Source organism: Streptomyces sp. ATCC 21386, assembly GCF_018728545.1.
Taxonomy (GTDB): domain Bacteria; phylum Actinomycetota; class Actinomycetes; order Streptomycetales; family Streptomycetaceae; genus Streptomyces.
This window is the reverse complement of record NZ_JAAVVL010000001.1, coordinates 8,077,893-8,095,205: the sequence shown is the minus strand read 5'-3', so window position 1 is coordinate 8,095,205 and position 17,313 is coordinate 8,077,893. Positions and strand designations below refer to the sequence as shown.

The 17,313-nt window shown below is 69.3% G+C and carries 14 protein-coding genes; 13 read left to right on the top strand and 1 reads right to left on the bottom strand.

Going from position 1 to position 17,313, the window contains the following annotated elements; translation table 11 throughout:
- Window positions 1-9: 9 nt before the first annotated feature.
- From GWK25_RS34690 to GWK25_RS34640, 11 genes are all read left to right on the top strand, one after another.
- Window positions 10-375 (top strand): DUF4233 domain-containing protein, encoded by a 366-nt coding sequence (locus GWK25_RS34690; RefSeq protein WP_215455472.1) that lies wholly within the window; start codon window positions 10-12, stop codon window positions 373-375.
- 76 nt (window positions 376-451) lie between these two features.
- Window positions 452-865, top strand: a complete 414-nt coding sequence (gene ndk / locus GWK25_RS34685) for a nucleoside-diphosphate kinase (RefSeq protein WP_184894113.1) — start codon at window positions 452-454, stop codon at window positions 863-865.
- A 457-nt stretch (window positions 866-1,322) separates the two neighbouring features.
- Complete coding sequence (locus GWK25_RS34680; protein ID WP_005479350.1) at window positions 1,323-2,342, top strand: rod shape-determining protein; 1,020 nt, start codon at window positions 1,323-1,325, stop codon at window positions 2,340-2,342.
- Window positions 2,343-2,515: 173 nt separating this feature from the next.
- Window positions 2,516-3,469: a rod shape-determining protein MreC gene (gene mreC, locus GWK25_RS34675; RefSeq protein ID WP_215455471.1), complete on the top strand. Its 954-nt coding sequence runs from the start codon at window positions 2,516-2,518 to the stop codon at window positions 3,467-3,469.
- 28 nt (window positions 3,470-3,497) lie between these two features.
- A complete protein-coding gene (gene mreD / locus GWK25_RS34670; protein WP_215455470.1) occupies window positions 3,498-4,169 on the top strand; it encodes a rod shape-determining protein MreD in 672 nt (223 codons plus the stop codon).
- Between the two features lie 159 nt (window positions 4,170-4,328).
- A complete protein-coding gene (gene mrdA, locus GWK25_RS34665) occupies window positions 4,329-6,713 on the top strand; it encodes a penicillin-binding protein 2 (RefSeq protein ID WP_215455469.1) in 2,385 nt (794 codons plus the stop codon).
- Window positions 6,710-7,906: a rod shape-determining protein RodA gene (gene rodA / locus GWK25_RS34660; RefSeq protein WP_184894121.1), complete on the top strand. Its 1,197-nt coding sequence runs from the start codon at window positions 6,710-6,712 to the stop codon at window positions 7,904-7,906. The genes mrdA and rodA overlap by 4 nt, the downstream gene beginning before the upstream one ends.
- An 88-nt stretch (window positions 7,907-7,994) precedes the next feature.
- Window positions 7,995-9,575 (top strand): CYTH and CHAD domain-containing protein, encoded by a 1,581-nt coding sequence (locus GWK25_RS34655; RefSeq protein ID WP_215455468.1) that lies wholly within the window; start codon window positions 7,995-7,997, stop codon window positions 9,573-9,575.
- Window positions 9,576-9,696: 121 nt separating this feature from the next.
- On the top strand, window positions 9,697-11,655 hold the full coding sequence (locus GWK25_RS34650) for a TIGR03960 family B12-binding radical SAM protein (protein ID WP_215455467.1): 1,959 nt from the start codon (window positions 9,697-9,699) through the stop codon (window positions 11,653-11,655).
- 222 nt (window positions 11,656-11,877) lie between these two features.
- Entirely contained in the window at window positions 11,878-12,204 is a 327-nt protein-coding gene (locus tag GWK25_RS34645; RefSeq protein ID WP_308404387.1) for a hypothetical protein, read from the top strand.
- A 205-nt stretch (window positions 12,205-12,409) separates the two neighbouring features.
- Complete coding sequence (locus GWK25_RS34640) at window positions 12,410-12,976, top strand: SMI1/KNR4 family protein (protein ID WP_215455466.1); 567 nt, start codon at window positions 12,410-12,412, stop codon at window positions 12,974-12,976.
- Between the two features lie 261 nt (window positions 12,977-13,237).
- On the opposite strand, the gene GWK25_RS44380 is transcribed toward GWK25_RS34640, so the two are convergent.
- Complete coding sequence (locus tag GWK25_RS44380) at window positions 13,238-14,641, bottom strand: collagen-like protein (protein WP_286014569.1); 1,404 nt, start codon at window positions 14,639-14,641, stop codon at window positions 13,238-13,240.
- A gap of 266 nt (window positions 14,642-14,907) precedes the next feature.
- Between GWK25_RS44380 and GWK25_RS34630 the strand changes: the two genes are divergently transcribed.
- Together GWK25_RS34630 and GWK25_RS34625 are read left to right on the top strand one after the other, a co-directional pair.
- Complete coding sequence (locus tag GWK25_RS34630) at window positions 14,908-16,062, top strand: glycosyltransferase (protein WP_251829174.1); 1,155 nt, start codon at window positions 14,908-14,910, stop codon at window positions 16,060-16,062.
- Between the two features lie 118 nt (window positions 16,063-16,180).
- Entirely contained in the window at window positions 16,181-17,266 is a 1,086-nt protein-coding gene (locus GWK25_RS34625; RefSeq protein ID WP_215455464.1) for a hypothetical protein, read from the top strand.
- The last annotated feature ends 47 nt before the right edge of the window (window positions 17,267-17,313 follow it).

The window sequence follows — 17,313 nt, the reverse complement described above, 5'->3', positions numbered from 1 at the left end:
TTCCACGACATGCGTACTCTCTGTGCTTCGACGCTCATCGGCGAGTTCTTCGTCATCGGCTTCGCCGGGCTGGTCGCCATGAAGGACCCCGACCTGACCATGACCACGGTCTGGACGGTCAGCGGCATCGCCATGTTCCTCTGCGTCCTGCTGTGCGGCCTCGTCACCAGGCCCGGTGGGATCCAGCTCGGCTGGGCGCTCCAGATCGCGCTGATCCTCTCCGGGTTCTTCGTCCCGACGATGTTCTTCCTGGGCGCGGTCTTCGCCGCCCTGTGGTGGGCCTCGATCCACTACGGACGGAAGATCGACGAGGCCAAGGCCCGGTTCGCCGCGCAGGCCGCCACCGGGGCCGGTGCGTCCTCCGGTGCGTCCTGACGCTGCGTAACAAGGTGCCGGGCGCGCCCTGTAGCCTCTGAGCTCCGCACCCGCGTGAAACGAAGGAGTCACCACAGTGAGCCAGCGCACCCTCGTCCTGCTCAAGCCCGACGCCGTCCGGCGGGGCCTGACCGGCGAGATCATCAGCCGTATCGAGCGCAAGGCCGGCTGGCAGATCACCGCGCTGGAGCTGCGGACCCTGGACCAGGAGACGCTGGAGCAGCACTACGGCGAACACAAGGGCAAGCCGTTCTACGAGCCGCTCGTCGCGTTCATGGCCTCCGGTCCGGTCGTCGCCCTGATCGTCGAGGGCGAGCGGGTCATCGAAGGTGTCCGCGCGCTGGCCGGACCGACCGACCCGATCGCCGCCGCGCCCGGCTCCATCCGTGGTGACTACGGCGTGATCGTGCGTGAGAACCTCATCCACGCGTCGGACTCCGAGGAGTCGGCCGAGCGCGAGGTCAAGATCTTCTTCCCCGGGCGCGCGTAGTAGCGTTCGCGACGGCGGGGGCCTGCGAGTCGCTCGCTCCCGCCGCGCGAACACCGCTGGAACTCCGGCAGCCACCTCTGGAAGACCCGCGAACCACCCCTGGCGGACCGGAAAAGCCTCCGGAACCCCCCGGGACACTTCCACCACACCCGGCCACCACCCACACGGCCTACACCCCGGCTGACCAGCCAACCCCGCCTAGAATTGCGCCGTACAACGGCATATGCGCGGCGATCGGGGGAACGTGCACCCCCGATGGACCGTCTCCAGAGGCGAGGCGGCGCATCGCATGCCCACAATGGCGAAGACCCTCGCGCAGTGTTCGTGCGGGCGAGACTACGATGTAAGCCTTCACGTCACAGCACCCACTTCGCCGACCCGAAAAAGCCCTGAAAAGCCCTCAAAAGCCGTCAGTGCTCCGCTTGGGAAGGCCACACGAATCCTGATGGGGAACTCAATGTCGTTCATCGGCCGTGACATGGCTGTCGACCTCGGGACCGCCAACACGCTGGTGTACGTCAGGGGTCGCGGGATCGTACTGAACGAGCCGTCCGTCGTCGCGATCAACACCAACACCGGTGGCATTCTCGCGGTCGGCGCGGAGGCGAAGAAGATGATCGGGCGGACCCCCGGCAACATCGTTGCCGTACGTCCGCTGAAGGACGGCGTCATCGCCGACTTCGAGATCACCGAGCGGATGCTCCGCTACTTCATCCTGAAGATCCACAAGCGGCGCTATCTCGCCCGTCCTCGGGTCGTCGTCTGCGTGCCGTCCGGCATCACCGGTGTCGAGCGTCGCGCCGTCATCGAGGCGTCCTCCCAGGCAGGCGCCCGTCAGGTGCACATCATCGAGGAACCCATGGCAGCGGCCATCGGCTCCGGCCTGCCGGTCCACGAGGCCACGGGCAACATGGTGGTGGACATCGGCGGCGGCACCACGGAGGTCGCGGTCATCTCCCTCGGCGGCATCGTCACCGCCCAGTCCATCCGCGTCGCGGGCGACGAGTTGGACAACGCGATCATCCAGCACATCAAGAAGGAGTACTCCCTCCTCCTCGGTGAGCGGACGGCCGAACAGATCAAGATCACGATCGGTTCGGCGTACGACCTCGACGCTGACGAGCACACCGAAATCCGCGGCCGGGACCTGGTGTCCGGGCTGCCCAAGACCGTCGTCATCTCCGCCGGGGAAGTGCGGAAGGCGATCGAGGAACCCGTCAACGCCATCGTCGATGCCGTCAAGACGACCCTCGACAAGTGCCCCCCGGAACTCTCCGGCGACATCATGGACCGTGGCATCGTCCTCACCGGCGGCGGCGCCCTGCTGCGCGGTCTCGACGAACGGCTGCGCCGGGAGACCGGAATGCCGATCCATATCGCCGAGGACCCGCTCGACAGTGTGGCGCTCGGCTCCGGCAAGTGTGTCGAGGAGTTCGAGGCGTTGCAGCAGGTGCTCGACGCCCAGCCCCGCAGATGACGTAACCCTTCGATTCCGCCGTACGGGACGTTCTCCTCTCGTGCGGCGGATCGTTGATATCGAGGCATAAGCTCCACAAAGCGCCCCTGTCGTTCCCGTGCCGGGATTCCCAGGGGCTACCCGAATTCCCCAATTCCTGTCGAATTCCTATGAGGAAGGCACGGCCGCCGCACGTGAGGGACACACGAGAGAGCCGGCTGCTCCTGGTGCTGCTGATCGCCGTCGCGTTCGCGCTGATCACGGTGGACATCCGCGGCGGAAAGGACTCACCGGTCGACGGTGCCCGACGTGCCGCCGCCACCGTCTTCGGCCCGATCGAGGACGGTGTGTCGACCGCCGTCGACCCCATCGGCAACGCCATAAGCGCCGTCCGCGACTCCGGCTCCCGCCACGACCGCCTTGCCGCGCTGGAGAAGGAGAACGCCGAACTGAAGGCGGCCCTCGGCAGTGACGACCGCAACAACAGCAGGGTCGAACAGCTCGACAAGATGCTGAAGACCGCCGCGAACGGGCGGTACGGCATCAAGGGCGCCGAGGTCATCGCCATAGGAGCGGCCCAGGGCTTCTCCTGGACCGTCACCATCGACATCGGCACCGAGGACGGCATCACCCGCGACATGACCGTCCTCAACGGCAACGGGCTGGTCGGCCGCGTCACCACCGTCGGGCCGAACACCGCGACCGTCCTCCTCGCCAACGACCCCGACTTCACCGTCGGCACCCGGATGGAGGCCACCGACGAACTCGGCTTCGCCTCCGGCCAGGGCGACCGGCCGCTGCGCGTCGAACTGCTCAACGGCAAGGCCAAGGTGAAGGAGGGCGACCGCCTCGTCACCTTCGGCTCCCAGGCCGACAAGCCGTTCGTCCCGGGCGTCCCGGTCGGTGTCGTCTCCCGCGTCGACCCCTCCGGCGGCGACCTCACCCGCACGATCTACGTCAAGCCGTTCGTGGCCTTCACCCAGTTGGACATCGTCGGCGTCGTCGTCCAGCCGCCCCGCAAGGACCCGCGCGACACCGTCCTGCCGGCCAAGCCGAAGGCCACCCCCACCCCCACCGTGACGGTCACGGTCACACCGGGCGCGGACGAACCGGGCGACGGCGCCGACGGACAGTCGCAAGAGCAGTAGACGTTGGACAGTAGGAGCTGACCCCCTGATGCGCTTCAACCGGATGCTGCTCTCCACCACCCTGGTGATCGTCGCCCTGGTGATCCAGGTGAGCGTCCTCGCCAGACTCCATCTCCCGGGCGCCGTACCGGACCTGGTGCTCCTCACCGTGCTCGGCCTCGCCCTGGTCTACGGCCATGTCGGCGGCGCCCTGATCGGCTTCGGCGCCGGGCTGCTGTCCGACCTCGCGCCACCCGCCGACCACGCGGCCGGGCGGTACGCCCTGGTCCTCTGCGTCATCGGCTACCTCGCGGGACTGGCGAAGCCCGAGACGGGCCGCCTGAAGTCGGCGACCGGACCGATGGTCGTGGTCGTCGTCGCCGCCCTCGGCTCCACCCTCCTGTACGCCGGTGTCGGCGCTCTCGTCGGCGACGACGCGGCCCGCCACGTCGGCCTGCCCAGCCTGCTGTTCACCGCCGCGCTCTACGACCTGCTGCTCGCGCCCTTCGTCGTCCCCGGCGTCATCGCGCTCGCCCGGCGCGCCGAGAACGACCCGCTCGGCGAGACGGGCAGCGCCGCCAAGGCGACCGACGTCGCCTCCGGCTGGCTCTCCTCCGGCACCGGCCTGCGCATCGGCAATCAGCGTGGCGGACTCCGTATGAAGGCCGCACGTTCACGGATGGCCAGGGCGGGACGCATCAAGGGGGTCAAGCGGCTGTGACGGCACGGCACATGACACCCGGGGCGGGCGCGGGAACGGACGTGGGAACCGATCACCGCCGAGCGGTGTACCCCATGTACCGGCACCACGCGCACCACCCGCACACTCACGACTCGCACCCGCACGGCCCGCACACGCACTGAGAGGGGGAGACAGGCAGTGACCAACATCCCGGAGACCGGGCGGACCCCACGGGTCCAGATCCGGCTCGTCATCATCCAGATCCTCGTCTTCTCCCTCCTCGGCACCCTCGGCGGCCGCCTCTGGTACCTCCAGATCCGCGAGGGCGACGCCTACGCCAAGGAGGCCTCGGGCAACCACGTCCAGCAGGTCGTCCAACCCGCCGTGCGCGGCTCGATCCTGGACGCACGCGGAGTGCCGATCGCGGACAACGAGACCCGTCTCGTCGTCTCCGCCTCCCGCACCGACCTGCTGAAGATGGACGACGACGGCAAGGCCGTCCTCACCAAGCTCGCCGGCGTCCTGGACATGAAGCCCAAGGACGTCATGGACAAGGTCCGCCTCTGCGACGCGGAGACCCCCCAGCCCTGCTGGAACGGCTCGCCCTACCAGCCGATTCCCATCACCGACGAGGCCACCGCCAAGCAGGCCCTGCAGATCCGCGAGCGCTCCGAGGACTTCCCCGGCATCACCGCCGAACCCCAGGCCGTCCGCCGCTACGCCAGCCCGGGCGGCTCCAAGACCTCCCAGGTCCTCGGATACCTCTCCCCGGTCACCGACGAGGAGATCACCAAGGCCCAGGACACCGACTCGCCGTATCTGCGCTCCGACCAGGTCGGCCGCTCCGGCCTGGAGCGCCAGTACGACAAGGAGCTGCGCGGCAAGGCCGGCGTCACCCGGTACGAGGTCGACAACCTCGGCCGGGTCATCGGCGAGGCCGAGGCCGACCCCGCCCAGCCCGGCGCCAACCTCGTCACCAGCATCGACGCCCGGGTGCAGCGCATCGCCGAGTACGAACTCAACGAGGCGATGAAGGAAGCCCGCAAGCAGAACGACCGCAACACCGGGACCAACTACAAGGCGGACTCCGGCGCGGTCGTCGTCATGGAGGCCAAGACCGGCCGTGTGGTCGCCATGGCCTCCAACCCGGACTACGACCCCAACGCCTGGGTCGGCGGCATCTCCGCCAAGGACTACGCCAAGCTCACCGGCAAGAAGTCCAACTACCCGCTGCTGAACCGTGCGATCCAGGGCCAGTCGGCCCCCGGCTCCGTCTTCAAGGTGATCCCGACGGCCGCCGCGGTGAACGCCGGCTACTCCTTCAACGGCCCGTACCAATGCTCCAGTTCGTACTCGATCGGCGGCCAGGTCTTCAAGAACTTCGAGTCCCAGAGCCATGGCGCGATCAGCCTCGGCAAGGCGCTGGAGGTCTCCTGCGACACCGTCTTCTACCGCCTGTCCCACGAGGAGTGGAAGCGCGACGGAGGCATCAAGCCCAAGAAGGGCGCCAACGACTGGTTCTACAAGACCGCGCACCAGTTCGGCCTCGGCGCCGAGACCGGCATCGACCTGCCGAACGAGGTCACCGGCCGCATCCCGGACCGCCAGTGGAAGCAGAAGTACTGGGAGGACAACAAGGACGCCTGGTGCAAGTACGGCAAGAAGGGCGGCTCGTACGCCGAGCAGATCGCGTACGAGAACTGCCTCGAAGGCAACCGCCTGCGCGCCGGTGACTCCGTCAACTACTCCATCGGCCAGGGCGACACCCTCGTCACCCCGATCCAGATGGCCACCATCTACGCGGCCATCTCCAACGGCGGCACCCTCTACGACCCCACCGTCGGCAAGGCGATCATCAGCGCCGACGGCAAGAACGTGCAGGAGATCGCGCCCAAGTCGCACGGCAAACTGCCGATGACGAAGAAGACCCGCGACGAGATAGACGAAGCCCTTGCCGGAGTCGCGACCCGAGGCACGGCAGCCTGGCGTTTCCAGGGCTGGCCGCAGGACGAGATCCCGATCCACGCCAAGACGGGTACGGCCGAGGTCTACGGCAAGCAGACGACCTCCTGGTTCACCACGTACACCAAGGACTACTCGATCGTCATGACGATCTCCCAGGGTGGTACGGGCTCCGGCGCCTCGGCACCCGCCGTGCGCAAGCTCTACAACGCGCTCTACGGCGTCTCCGAGGACGGAAAGATCGACAGGAAGAAGGCACTGCTGCCCACCCCGCAGAAGGGCCTGCCGAAGATCGAGTCCGACGGTTCGATCGACTCCCCGAAGCTGGAGTCCTACCCGCCGAAGAAGTCGAAGAAGGAGGCCGCCGAGGACGGCACCCAGGCGGTCGCCGCGGGGCCCGGCGCCCGGCCGGTCTCCTTCGACGTCCCGGCGGCGATCCTCGACACGAGGGGCGGCGGCAGCAACCGCGCCGCCCGCCGACGCGACGATCGCGGTCGACGGCGCAGGGGCGGCGGCGGAGGCCGTTGCGGCAGCGGCAGCGGCGGTGGCAGTCGCGGTGGCTGTCGAGGTGAAGGCGGCGGTGGCAGTCGCGGTGGTCGGGGACGGAGGAGGTCCGGATGACCGGCAACAGTTTCTCCGTCTCCGGGTACGGGCCCGAACGCACCGGCTGGACCCGGCTGTTCGCCCGTGACTCGCTCGCCCGCCGGCTCGACTGGCCGATACTGTTCTCGGCCATCGCGCTCTCCCTGATCGGTGCGGCCCTCGTCTACTCGGCGACCCGCAACCGCACCGAGCTCAACCAGGGCGACCCGTACTACTTCCTGCTCCGGCACCTGCTCAACACCGGCATCGGCTTCGCCCTGATGATCGGCACGGTCTGGCTCGGCCACCGCACCCTGCGCACGGCCGTGCCCATCCTGTACGGCATCTCGGTGCTGCTCATCCTGCTGGTGCTCACCCCGATGGGCGCGACCATCAACGGCGCGCACGCGTGGATCGTCATCGGCGGCGGCTTCTCGCTCCAGCCCTCCGAGTTCGTGAAGGTCACGATCATCCTGGGGATGGCGATGCTGCTGGCGGCCCGGGTGGACGCGGGCGACAAACCCCACCCCGACCACCGCACGGTCGTCCAGGCCCTCGGGCTCGCCGCTGTCCCGATACTGATCGTGCTGCTCATGCCCGACCTCGGCTCGGTCATGGTCATGGTGGTGATCGTGCTCGGCGTCCTGCTCACCTCCGGCGCCTCCAACCGGTGGGTCTTCGGCCTCATCGGCACGGGCGCGGTGGGCGCGATCGCCGTCTGGCAGCTCGGGGTGCTCGACGAGTACCAGATCAACCGCTTCGCGGCCTTCGCCAACCCCGAACTCGACCCGGCCGGCGTGGGTTACAACACCAACCAGGCCCGGATCGCCATCGGCTCCGGCGGGCTGCTCGGTACCGGGCTGTTCAAGGGCTCGCAGACCACGGGACAGTTCGTGCCCGAGCAGCAGACCGACTTCGTGTTCACGGTGGCGGGGGAGGAGCTCGGCTTCGTGGGCGCCGGGCTGATCATCGTGCTGCTCGGTGTCGTCCTGTGGCGGGCCTGCCGGATCGCCCGTGAGACCACCGAGCTGTACGGCACGATCGTCGCCGGCGGCATCATCGCCTGGTTCGCCTTCCAGTCCTTCGAGAACATCGGCATGACCCTCGGCATCATGCCGGTGGCGGGACTGCCGCTGCCGTTCGTGTCGTACGGCGGTTCGTCGATGTTCGCGGTGTGGGTGGCGGTGGGGTTGCTGCAGTCCATCAGAGTGCAGCGACCCATGTCTGCGTAGGGCACGGGGCCCCTCAGGGGCAGGCCTCCGCTCCCTTTACGGGCGCGATGGTCTGCCCCTTCGCCGCATATGCGACTAGATTCATTTCATGGCGGACACGAAGCGCGAGATCGAGCGGAAGTACGAGTCCGACGAGAGCGGCCTGCCGGACCTCACCGGTGTGGCCGGGGTCGCGACCGTCATAGACAAGGGCGTGGCGGAGCTGGATGCCGTCTACTACGACACCCTCGACGAACGACTCGCCGCCGCGTCCATCACCCTGCGCCGCCGTACGGGCGGCAGTGACGCGGGCTGGCATCTGAAGTTCCCCGTCTCCTCGGGCGTACGGGACGAGATCCGGGCCCCGCTGTCCGACACGCTGCCCGACGAACTCGCCGGACTGGTCCGCTCCCGGGTACGGGCGGCGGAGCTGGTCCCGCTGGTCCGTCTCCTGTCCACCCGCGCCGTCAGCGAGCTGCTCGACGCCGACGGCAGGCTCCTCGCCGAGGCCAGCGTGGACGCCGTGGTCGCCGAGCGGCTCACCGAGAAGGGCCGGACCGCGCAGTGGTCCGAGATCGAGGTCGAACTCGCCGACGACGGCGACCCCGCGTTCCTCGACAAGGTGGAGAAGAAGCTCCGCAAGGCGGGCGTACGGCCGTCGGACTCGCCGTCCAAGCTCGCCAGGGCCCTCCAGGAGACGGCACCCGCGAAGGGGAAGAAGGCCAAGAAGGACGGGAAGAGCGACAAAGGCGGGAAGAGCGACAAAGGCGGGAAGGGCGGGAAGCCGGCGGAGGCCGAGGGGCCCGGAGAGCCGGTCACGCCCGTGGACCACGTCCTCGTGTACGTCCGGGCCCAGCGGGACGCGATCGTCGAGCTGGACCCCGCCGTCCGCCGGGACGTCTCCGACTCCGTCCACAGCATGCGGGTCGCCACGCGTCGCCTGCGCAGCACCTTCAAGTCGTTCGGCAAGGTCCTGGACCGGTCGATCACGGACCCGATCGGCGAGGAGCTGAAATGGCTCGCTGGGGAGCTGGGTGTCGACCGTGACCAGGAGGTTCTGACAGACCGGCTCACCGAGGCACTGGACGCCCTCCCCGAGAGCCTGGTGACGGGCCCGGTCCACGCACGGCTGCGCGCCTGGTCGCGGAAGGACGGAGGTACCGGCCCCCGGACCGAACTGATCGAGGCCCTGGACGGACCGCGCTATCTGGAGCTGCTGGAAACCCTCGACGCCGTGATCGCGGACCCGCCGCTGCTCAAGGCCGCCCACGGCGATCCCGAGAAAGTGATCACCAAGGCGATCAGGAAGGACTTCGCCAAGGTGGCGGCCCTCGTCGAGGAGGCCCTGGCCCAGCCGCCCGGCGCCGACCGCGACCTCGCCATGCACGAGGCCCGCAAGAAGACCAAGCGGACCCGGTACGCGGCCGAGGCGGCACGTCCCCTCCTGGGTAAAGCGGCCAAGGCGCTCGTCAAGGACATGAAGTCCCTGCAGAGCGTCCTCGGCGAGCACCAGGACAGCGTGATGGCCCGCGAGGCCCTGCGCGACCTCGCCCACCAGGCCCACGCGGCACCGGGGGAGAGCGCCTTCACGTACGGGCTGCTGTACGGCAGGGAGGAGCGCCGGGCGGAGCTGGCGGAGGCGGAGCTGCCCGGGGAGTGGAAGAGGATCAGCGCGGACATGCCCTTCTGAGCTCCGTCGCCCGACGGGCGTGCGAGGTGTGTCTCCGGGGGCGTTACGCTAGATGGTCACCCTCCCCCCCCAGCCTCCGGCCGGGGGTGCCCCCAGTCAGCTCACGAAGGTAACCCCCGCGATGTCTGTCGAGTCGGTCTTCCCACAGCTAGAGGCCCTGCTCCCGCATGTGCAGAAGCCGATCCAGTACGTCGGTGGTGAGCTCAACTCCACCGTCAAGCCCTGGGAGTCCGCGGACGTCCGCTGGGCGCTCATGTACCCGGACGCGTACGAGGTCGGTCTGCCCAACCAGGGCGTCATGATCCTCTACGAGGTGCTGAACGAGCGCGAGGGCGTCCTCGCCGAGCGCACGTACAGCGTGTGGCCGGACCTGGAGGCGCTGATGCGGGAGCACGGCGTCCCGCAGTTCACCGTCGACAGCCACCGCCCGGTGAAGGCGTTCGATGTGTTCGGTCTGTCCTTCTCCACGGAGCTGGGCTACACCAACATGCTGACCGCCCTGGACCTCGCCGGGATCCCCCTGGAGTCCAAGGACCGCACGCTCGACGACCCGATCGTGCTGGCGGGCGGCCACGCGGCCTTCAACCCGGAGCCCATCGCCGACTTCATCGACGCGGCGATCATCGGCGACGGCGAGCAGGCCGTGCTGGACATGACCGAGATCATCCGCGCCTGGAAGGCGGAGGGCAGGCCCGGCGGCCGCGAGGAGGTCCTCTTCCGCCTCGCGAAGACGGGCTCGGTGTACATCCCCGCGTTCTACGACGTCGAGTACCTCGCGGACGGCCGCATCGGCCGCGTCGTGCCGAACAGGTCGGGCGTCCCGTGGCGGGTGTCCAAGCACACCGTCATGGACCTGGACGAGTGGCCCTACCCCAAGCAGCCCCTCGTGCCGCTCGCCGAGACGGTGCACGAGCGGATGTCGGTGGAGATCTTCCGCGGCTGCACGCGTGGCTGCCGCTTCTGCCAGGCGGGGATGATCACCCGCCCGGTCCGGGAGCGTTCCATCACGGGCATCGGCGAGATGGTCGAGAAGGGCCTCAAGGCGACCGGCTTCGAGGAGGTCGGCCTGCTCTCCCTCTCCTCCGCCGACCACAGTGAGATCGGCGACATCGCCAAGGGCCTGGCGGACCGGTACGAGGAGGACAAGATCGGCCTGTCCCTCCCCTCGACCCGTGTGGACGCCTTCAACGTCGACCTCGCGAACGAGCTGACCCGCAACGGCCGGCGCTCGGGTCTGACCTTCGCGCCCGAGGGCGGCTCCGAGCGCATGCGCAAGGTCATCAACAAGATGGTCTCGGAGGAGGACCTGATCCGCACGGTCTCCACGGCGTACGGCAACGGCTGGCGCCAGGTGAAGCTGTACTTCATGTGCGGCCTGCCCACGGAGACCGACGAGGACGTCCTCCAGATCGCCGACATGGCGACCCGCGTCATCCAGAAGGGCCGCGAGGTCTCCGGCTCGAACGACATCCGCTGCACGGTGTCGATCGGCGGCTTCGTTCCCAAGCCGCACACGCCGTTCCAGTGGGCGCCGCAGCTCTCCGCCGAGGAGACCGACGCCCGGCTCGAAAAGCTCCGCGACAAGATCCGCGGCGACAAGAAGTACGGCCGTTCCATCGGCTTCCGCTACCACGACGGCAAGCCGGGCATCGTCGAGGGCCTGCTGTCGCGCGGCGACCGCCGCATCGGTGCCGTCATCCGCGCGGTCTACGAGGACGGCGGCCGCTTCGACGGCTGGCGCGAGCACTTCTCCTACGACCGCTGGATGAGCTGCGCGGACAAGGCCCTCGCGGACTTCGGCCTCGACGTCGACTGGTACACGACCCGCGAGCGCGCCTACGAGGAGGTCCTGCCCTGGGACCACCTGGACTCCGGCCTCGACAAGGACTGGCTCTGGGAGGACTGGCAGGACGCCCTCGACGAGACCGAGGTCGAGGACTGCCGCTGGACACCGTGCTTCGACTGCGGCGTGTGTCCGCAGATGGACACCCACATCCAGATCGGCCCGACGGGCAAGAAGCTGCTGCCGCTGACGGTCAAGAAGGACGCTGCGACCAGCGGACACGGGCACGGGCACTGAGGTGAGTGAGGCGCTGCGGCGCATCGCGGATGCGTTGTCAGACGTGACGGAGGAGGAGGCTGCCGCCATGCTTCGTGGGCTCGGTGCTCGCGGCGGGCGGCAGCGGACCTCACGGGATGCGCCTAGGACGCCGCTGCCGCCTCCCGGGGGCTCTTCGCGGGTTCTGTCCGAGGTGCAGTGGGTCTGACATGGTGCGGGTGACCGAGCGCTTCGGAGGTGCCCGTGACGGGCGGCGCTGACTTCGACGGTGAAGGTGCGGCTGCGGAGCATCGGCCTGCGCGGGATGCACCTGCGGACCGCCGGTCGGTGCGCCGCGCCATGAGTGTGGATGTGCGCGGCGCTCACATCGGCTTGGTGGCGACCGCCATGGCGGTGGTGGTCGTCGCCACCCTGGGAAGCCTCGGATGGGCATGGACAATCGCAGGCTGTTTCGGTGCCTGGTACTCCATGGCGTTGTTGGTTGCGCGTCTGCGCGATTGGCGTGGATGGAACGCCGTGCGACGCGCGTACGTGGCGACGTTCGGCTGGGGAGACTACATCACGCCTTGAGCGCGGCGCCGGCGCCGCTGGCCTGGTGTACTCGCCATTGCCGCCTCCTGGAGACTGCCTGCAGCCCTACTCCGGGGTGGAGTGGGGCTGATGGCATTCAGGGTCTGAGTCTGTTGGCTGACCAGTTGCCCGCCGGATGGCCAGGGCGGAGTGTCGGTGCCTGGTGGTAACTGTTGGCGCATGGATGACGCGACCCTCGGGTGTGATGGCCCTGCTGAGTGAAGCCTTTCCGGCGGAGTGTCGCTGTCGTCCTCTGGGCTGGGAAGCGCTCGGGGCCTGGGAGAGCAGGCACGGCGTGGTGTTGCCTGAGCCGTATCGCACCTTTGTGGCCGAGATCGCGAACGGGACGAACGAAGGCCCCCCTGCGGTGGGTGGATTGTTGCCCCTGGGAGAGAAGCCGATCAGCTGGGTTTCCTGGGAGGCGGACTGCTGGATGAGCCCGGAGCCGTTCGACGGTACCGCCGAACGAGTGCCCGGCCGGCCCTTCCCCCTGGAGGAGGAGTGGCAGTGGGAATACGACTACTACGATCACGCGCTCCACTCGTCCCTGCTGCACTGGACGTACCAGGACGGTTCAGTGCTGCTGGGGGCCGACGGAGTTGGTGAGTACTGGACGTTGGTGGTGGCCGGGCCGCAGCGTGGGCGCGTGTGGTGGCTCCGTGACGGCTGCGCCACGCCTTACACCGGTTCTCTCACTGGGCAGCCGGAACACGGCTTCGCGAACTGGGTGAAGGACTGGCACGCTGCAAGCGGTTGGTGGTGCCCCGAGTAGAACGACCATCTGTTGTCCTGCTCTTGAAGGCTTCAGCCTTCCTCTGGGGCTGCGCTCGGAGTTGTGTCTCGGGGTGTGTCCGCAGATGGACACCCACATCCAGATCGGCCCGACGGGCAAGAAGCTGCTGCCGTTGTCGGTCAAGCAGCCGGTGGGGAGTGCGCCGCACAGTCACAGTCACTGACCCGGCCGCGGCCGACAGGTCGTAGAGGGGTGTCCGGAGGGCCGTTCGGCCGGTCTCCGGGCACCCCTTCTCACTTACTACCGGCCGGTCACGCGGGGCGTGACGGTCGAACCGCCGTTGACGATGTTGTCCGCCGGCTGGAGTTCGACCCGGTACCACGGCCGCGGGTCGCCCTGTTCGTCGTCGCAGTTCAGGGTGGCGTGGGGCCGCGTGTCCACCGGCACACAGGTGGTCTCCCAGACCTGGCCCACGGTGGTGACGACATTGAACTTGACGAGCCCCTTCGAGGCGCCGGCCTGGTCATCCTTGGGCTGGCCCTTGTCCTCGCCGTGGTCCGTGCCGGAGCCGCCGCCATGGTCCTTGCCGGTGTCCTGGCTGTGACCGCTGCTCGATCCCTGGCTGTGGCTCTGCCCGGTCTGCTCGGCCTGCCCGCTGCTCGTGCCCTGGCCGTGGCTCTGCCCCGTGTTCTGGCTGTGCCCCTGGCTCTGGCTCTGGCCGGTCTGCTGGGCGTGGCTCTGGCCGGTCTGCTGGCTGTGGCCCTGGCTGTGGCCCTGGCTCTGGCCGTGCTCCTTGCCCGTCTCCGTGCCGGTTTCCTTCTGCCCGTGCCCGTGGCCGTGGCCGCTCGTGTTGACGGAGACACCGCAGGCGAAGCCGACGTAGCGGTCCTGTGAATCACGGCCGCCTGCCGGGAAGTTGGGGTGGGCGCTGAGGTCGGTCCACAGGAACGGGTGGGCGACCTCGCCCTGGAGGTCGCGGATGCCCGCGAAGACCCGTCCGTCGCTCAGTACGACCCGGAACTCGCGCTTCTTGGAGTCCTGTACCGCGTCGATGTCGGCGCAGGGGCCGGCGGGCCCCGTGGCGCCCGTGGCACCGGTGGCTCCCGTCAACCCGTCCGCTCCGGTGGGGCCGGTGGGGCCGGTGGGGCCCTGGGGCCCGACGGAGCCGTCCGCTCCGGTGGGACCGGTGGGGCCCGTCGCCCCGGTGAGTCCGGCGGGCCCGTCCGCGCCGGTTGCGCCAGTGGGTCCGGTGGGACCGGTGGGGCCCGTTTCGCCGGTGTCACCTGCGGGGCCCTCGGGGCCGACTTCGCCCTGAGGACCGGTGTCGCCCCTGGGGCCGGTCGGGCCCTGAGGTCCGGTCGGGCCGGCGGGGCCCACCTCGCAGTGGTCGTCGTTGCCACCGAGTGCCGCCGTGCGGTTCTGGTCCTGATCGTCGTACCAGTCGGGCGCGGATCCGTCGTACTGGTCCTGATGTTGTCCGGCGTCGGTGTGGTGCTGATCACCGTGATCGTCGGCGGGCGGGCACTCGTCGTTGCCGCCCCTCGCCACGGTGGAGTGCTCGGACACGCTCAGCGTTGCCGCCGCGGCGGGGCCGGCCAGTCCTGCGGTCACCGCCAGTGCGAGCGAGGCATACGTGCCGGCCTTGGTGATTCTGTGGCGTGCCAGCGGGCCTATCAGCGAGATCGTCCTGCGCTCAGGACTCATCTATGTGCTCCTTGTTTCGACCGGTTCGGGGCTTTTCCCCGCACTCGATCGTGAGCCTCGTCCCTGTCAACCGACTCGACCAGCGAGCGGGACCGGACGGGGATGGAGATCATCAAATCAGCCTAAACAGGTCTCACGGCTGGGCTAATTCGGCGCCGGTGGAATGTATTTGTGCGATATGAGGTGATACGTCACGCGGCCGTCGGGGCGGCGTTCCCACACCTCTGGACCGGTGAGCCGTGAAGCCGCAGACCATCTGCCTCTGCATGATCGTCAAGAACGAGGCGCGGGTGATCGAGCGCTGCCTCGCCTCCGTCCGGCCGCTGATCGATACGTGGGTCATCACCGACACCGGCTCCACGGACGGCACGCAGGACCTGATCCGCGCGGCGCTGGACGGCGTCCCGGGCGAACTGCGCGAGGAGCCCTGGGTCGACTTCGGCCACAACCGCACGCGGAACATCCAACACGCCCGGGGAAAGGCCGATTTCGTGCTCACCGTCGACGCCGACCACGTACTGCGTCAGGACGCGCCACTGCCCCGGCTCACGGCGACCTCGTACATGCTGCGCTACGACACACCGGGTACCCAGCACCGCTTCAAGCACCTGATGCGCGGGGACCGGCTCTGGCGCTACGAAGGGGTCACCCACGAGTACCCGTGCACCGACGGGCTCGACGTCCAGGAGAACCTGGACGCCCTCGTCATCGAGGACCACGCGGACGGCGGTTGCCGCAGCGACAAGTTCGAGCGCGACGCGGGTCTGCTCAGACGTGAACTGGAACGCGACCCCACCAACCCCCGCACCGTCTTCTACCTGGCCAACACCGAACGTGACCTCGGCCACGCCCGGGAGGCGATCGACCTGTACGAGCGACGTGCGGCGATGGGCGGCTGGGGCGAGGAGGTCTACTGCTCGCTCCTGGAGGCGGGAATCCTCCGGGCGGACGAGGAGGGGGACTGGCCGGGAGCCATGGACACGTTCTCCCGCGCCTGGGAGTCACGCCCCACCCGGCTCGAGGCCTGCTACGAGCTGGCCTCCCGCCTCCGGCTCCGGCGCCGCCACCACACCGCGCACGCCCTTCTCGTCGACGTTGTCGACCGGCCCGCGCCGGACGACCTGCTCTTCACCAAGCCCTGGGTGTACCGCTGGGGCCTGCTGTTCGAGTTCTCCATCACCGCCCACTGGGTGGGTGACCACGCCGCCGCGCTCGGGGCGTGCGACCGCCTGCTGGCCATGCGGGACCTGCCCGAACGCGTCCGCCGCCAGGTCGAGATCAACCGGGAGTTCTCCGCGCCGCACGCTGTCGCCTCGGACCTGTCCGCGGTGGTGCGGCGCCCCAAGGCCGCCCCGAACGGCAGGACGGCCGGGTCGGCGAAGTCCGCGAAGTCCGCGAGGGCCTCCGGGCGCAAGCGGTAGCGGCCCCGGGCGGCCAGGGCGCGGGCTGCCGCTGGCGCAGGGGCCGCCGAGCCCGGAGCGGTGGGAACTCGTCGGTGATGCCTGGATCCGGGCGACACGCTGAGGCGTCTACGTCGTCATGGACCTGGAGAAAAGGCCCGCCCAGCAGGCACAGCCGGCGCCCGAGGGGTGTCTCGTCGTCGCGATCCGGATTCCGGTGCGGATCGTGGTGCTCGTGCTGGTCGTGCCCGTGCGCATGGTGTGGGACGCGCTGGTGGCGGGCGGGCGGCTGTTGACGGACACCGTGCTGCGGCCGGCCGGCCGTGCGGCGCTGTGGCTCGGCCGGATCGTCCTCGTTCGGCCCTGTGTGGCGCTGTGGCGGTACGCCGTCGTGCCGCTCGCCCAGGGGCTCGGATGGCTCGGGCACCGGCTGCTGGTCGTACCGGCGGTGTGGACGTACCGGTATGTGCTGACGCCCCTGGGGCACGCGATCTCCTGGCTGGCGGCCGGTGTCGGGGCCGGGTGCGGCTGGGTCGCCCGAGGCGTCCTGGCCGGGCTCCTGTGGCTGTACCGGTGGACCGTGCTGCCGGTCGGGCAGGGCATCGCCTGGCTGGTCGTCCACCTCCTCGTCGTGCCGGCCGGTTGGCTGTACCGGTACATGCTGACGCCCGTGGGGCACGCGATCGCGTGGGTGGCCATGGGCGCCGTGTGGCTCGTACGGATGATCTTCACCGGGCTCTGGCTCGGTGTGTACTGGACCCTGCGCGTGCTGCTGGTGCTGCCCGCGCTCGCCGTGTGGCGCTGGGTGCTCGCGCCCGTCGGACGGTTCCTCGCAGTCGTCGGCCGGGAGATCGGGGAGGCGCTCGGGCACGCGTGGCGGGTGGCCGGGTGGATCTCGCTCGCCGTCGGGCGGTTCCTGGCGAACCTGTTCCGGTGGCTCCTGGTCGAGCCGACTCGGTGGGTGTACCGGACCGTCCTCACACCGGCCGGTCATTTCGTGCGGGACGCGGTGTGGAAGCCGGTCGCGGCGGCCGGCCGCGCCGTGGGCCGCACCACCCGGCAGGCGCTGAGCACCGCCCGCGAGACCGTCCGCCAGGCCCGCGCGAGCGTACGCTCGGCCCTCTTCGGACAACAGACGGAACCGAAGCCCGTCCCCAGGCGGGAACCGGGAGCCGCCGAGACACGTACTCTTGGTAGCAGTACGACCGCTCTCACGAAGGACTGAACGACACTGGGCAAGCGACAGCCCGAAGGCCCGCCGCCCGCACCCGC

Bases quoted from the DNA above. Each gene is read 5' to 3' on its own strand.
- GWK25_RS34655 (WP_215455468.1), top strand. From the start codon at position 7,995: ATGGCGGACACGAAGCGCGAGATCGAGCGGAAGTACGAGTCCGACGAG.
- rodA (WP_184894121.1), top strand. From the start codon at position 6,710: ATGACCGGCAACAGTTTCTCCGTCTCCGGGTACGGGCCCGAACGCACC.
- GWK25_RS34680 (WP_005479350.1), top strand. From the start codon at position 1,323: ATGTCGTTCATCGGCCGTGACATGGCTGTCGACCTCGGGACCGCCAAC.
- GWK25_RS34630 (WP_251829174.1), top strand. From the start codon at position 14,908: ATGATCGTCAAGAACGAGGCGCGGGTGATCGAGCGCTGCCTCGCCTCC.
- GWK25_RS44380 (WP_286014569.1), bottom strand. From the start codon at position 14,641: ATGAGTCCTGAGCGCAGGACGATCTCGCTGATAGGCCCGCTGGCACGC.
- GWK25_RS34640 (WP_215455466.1), top strand. From the start codon at position 12,410: ATGGCCCTGCTGAGTGAAGCCTTTCCGGCGGAGTGTCGCTGTCGTCCT.
- mreD (WP_215455470.1), top strand. From the start codon at position 3,498: ATGCGCTTCAACCGGATGCTGCTCTCCACCACCCTGGTGATCGTCGCC.
- GWK25_RS34650 (WP_215455467.1), top strand. From the start codon at position 9,697: ATGTCTGTCGAGTCGGTCTTCCCACAGCTAGAGGCCCTGCTCCCGCAT.
- GWK25_RS34625 (WP_215455464.1), top strand. From the start codon at position 16,181: ATGGACCTGGAGAAAAGGCCCGCCCAGCAGGCACAGCCGGCGCCCGAG.
- GWK25_RS34690 (WP_215455472.1), top strand. From the start codon at position 10: ATGCGTACTCTCTGTGCTTCGACGCTCATCGGCGAGTTCTTCGTCATC.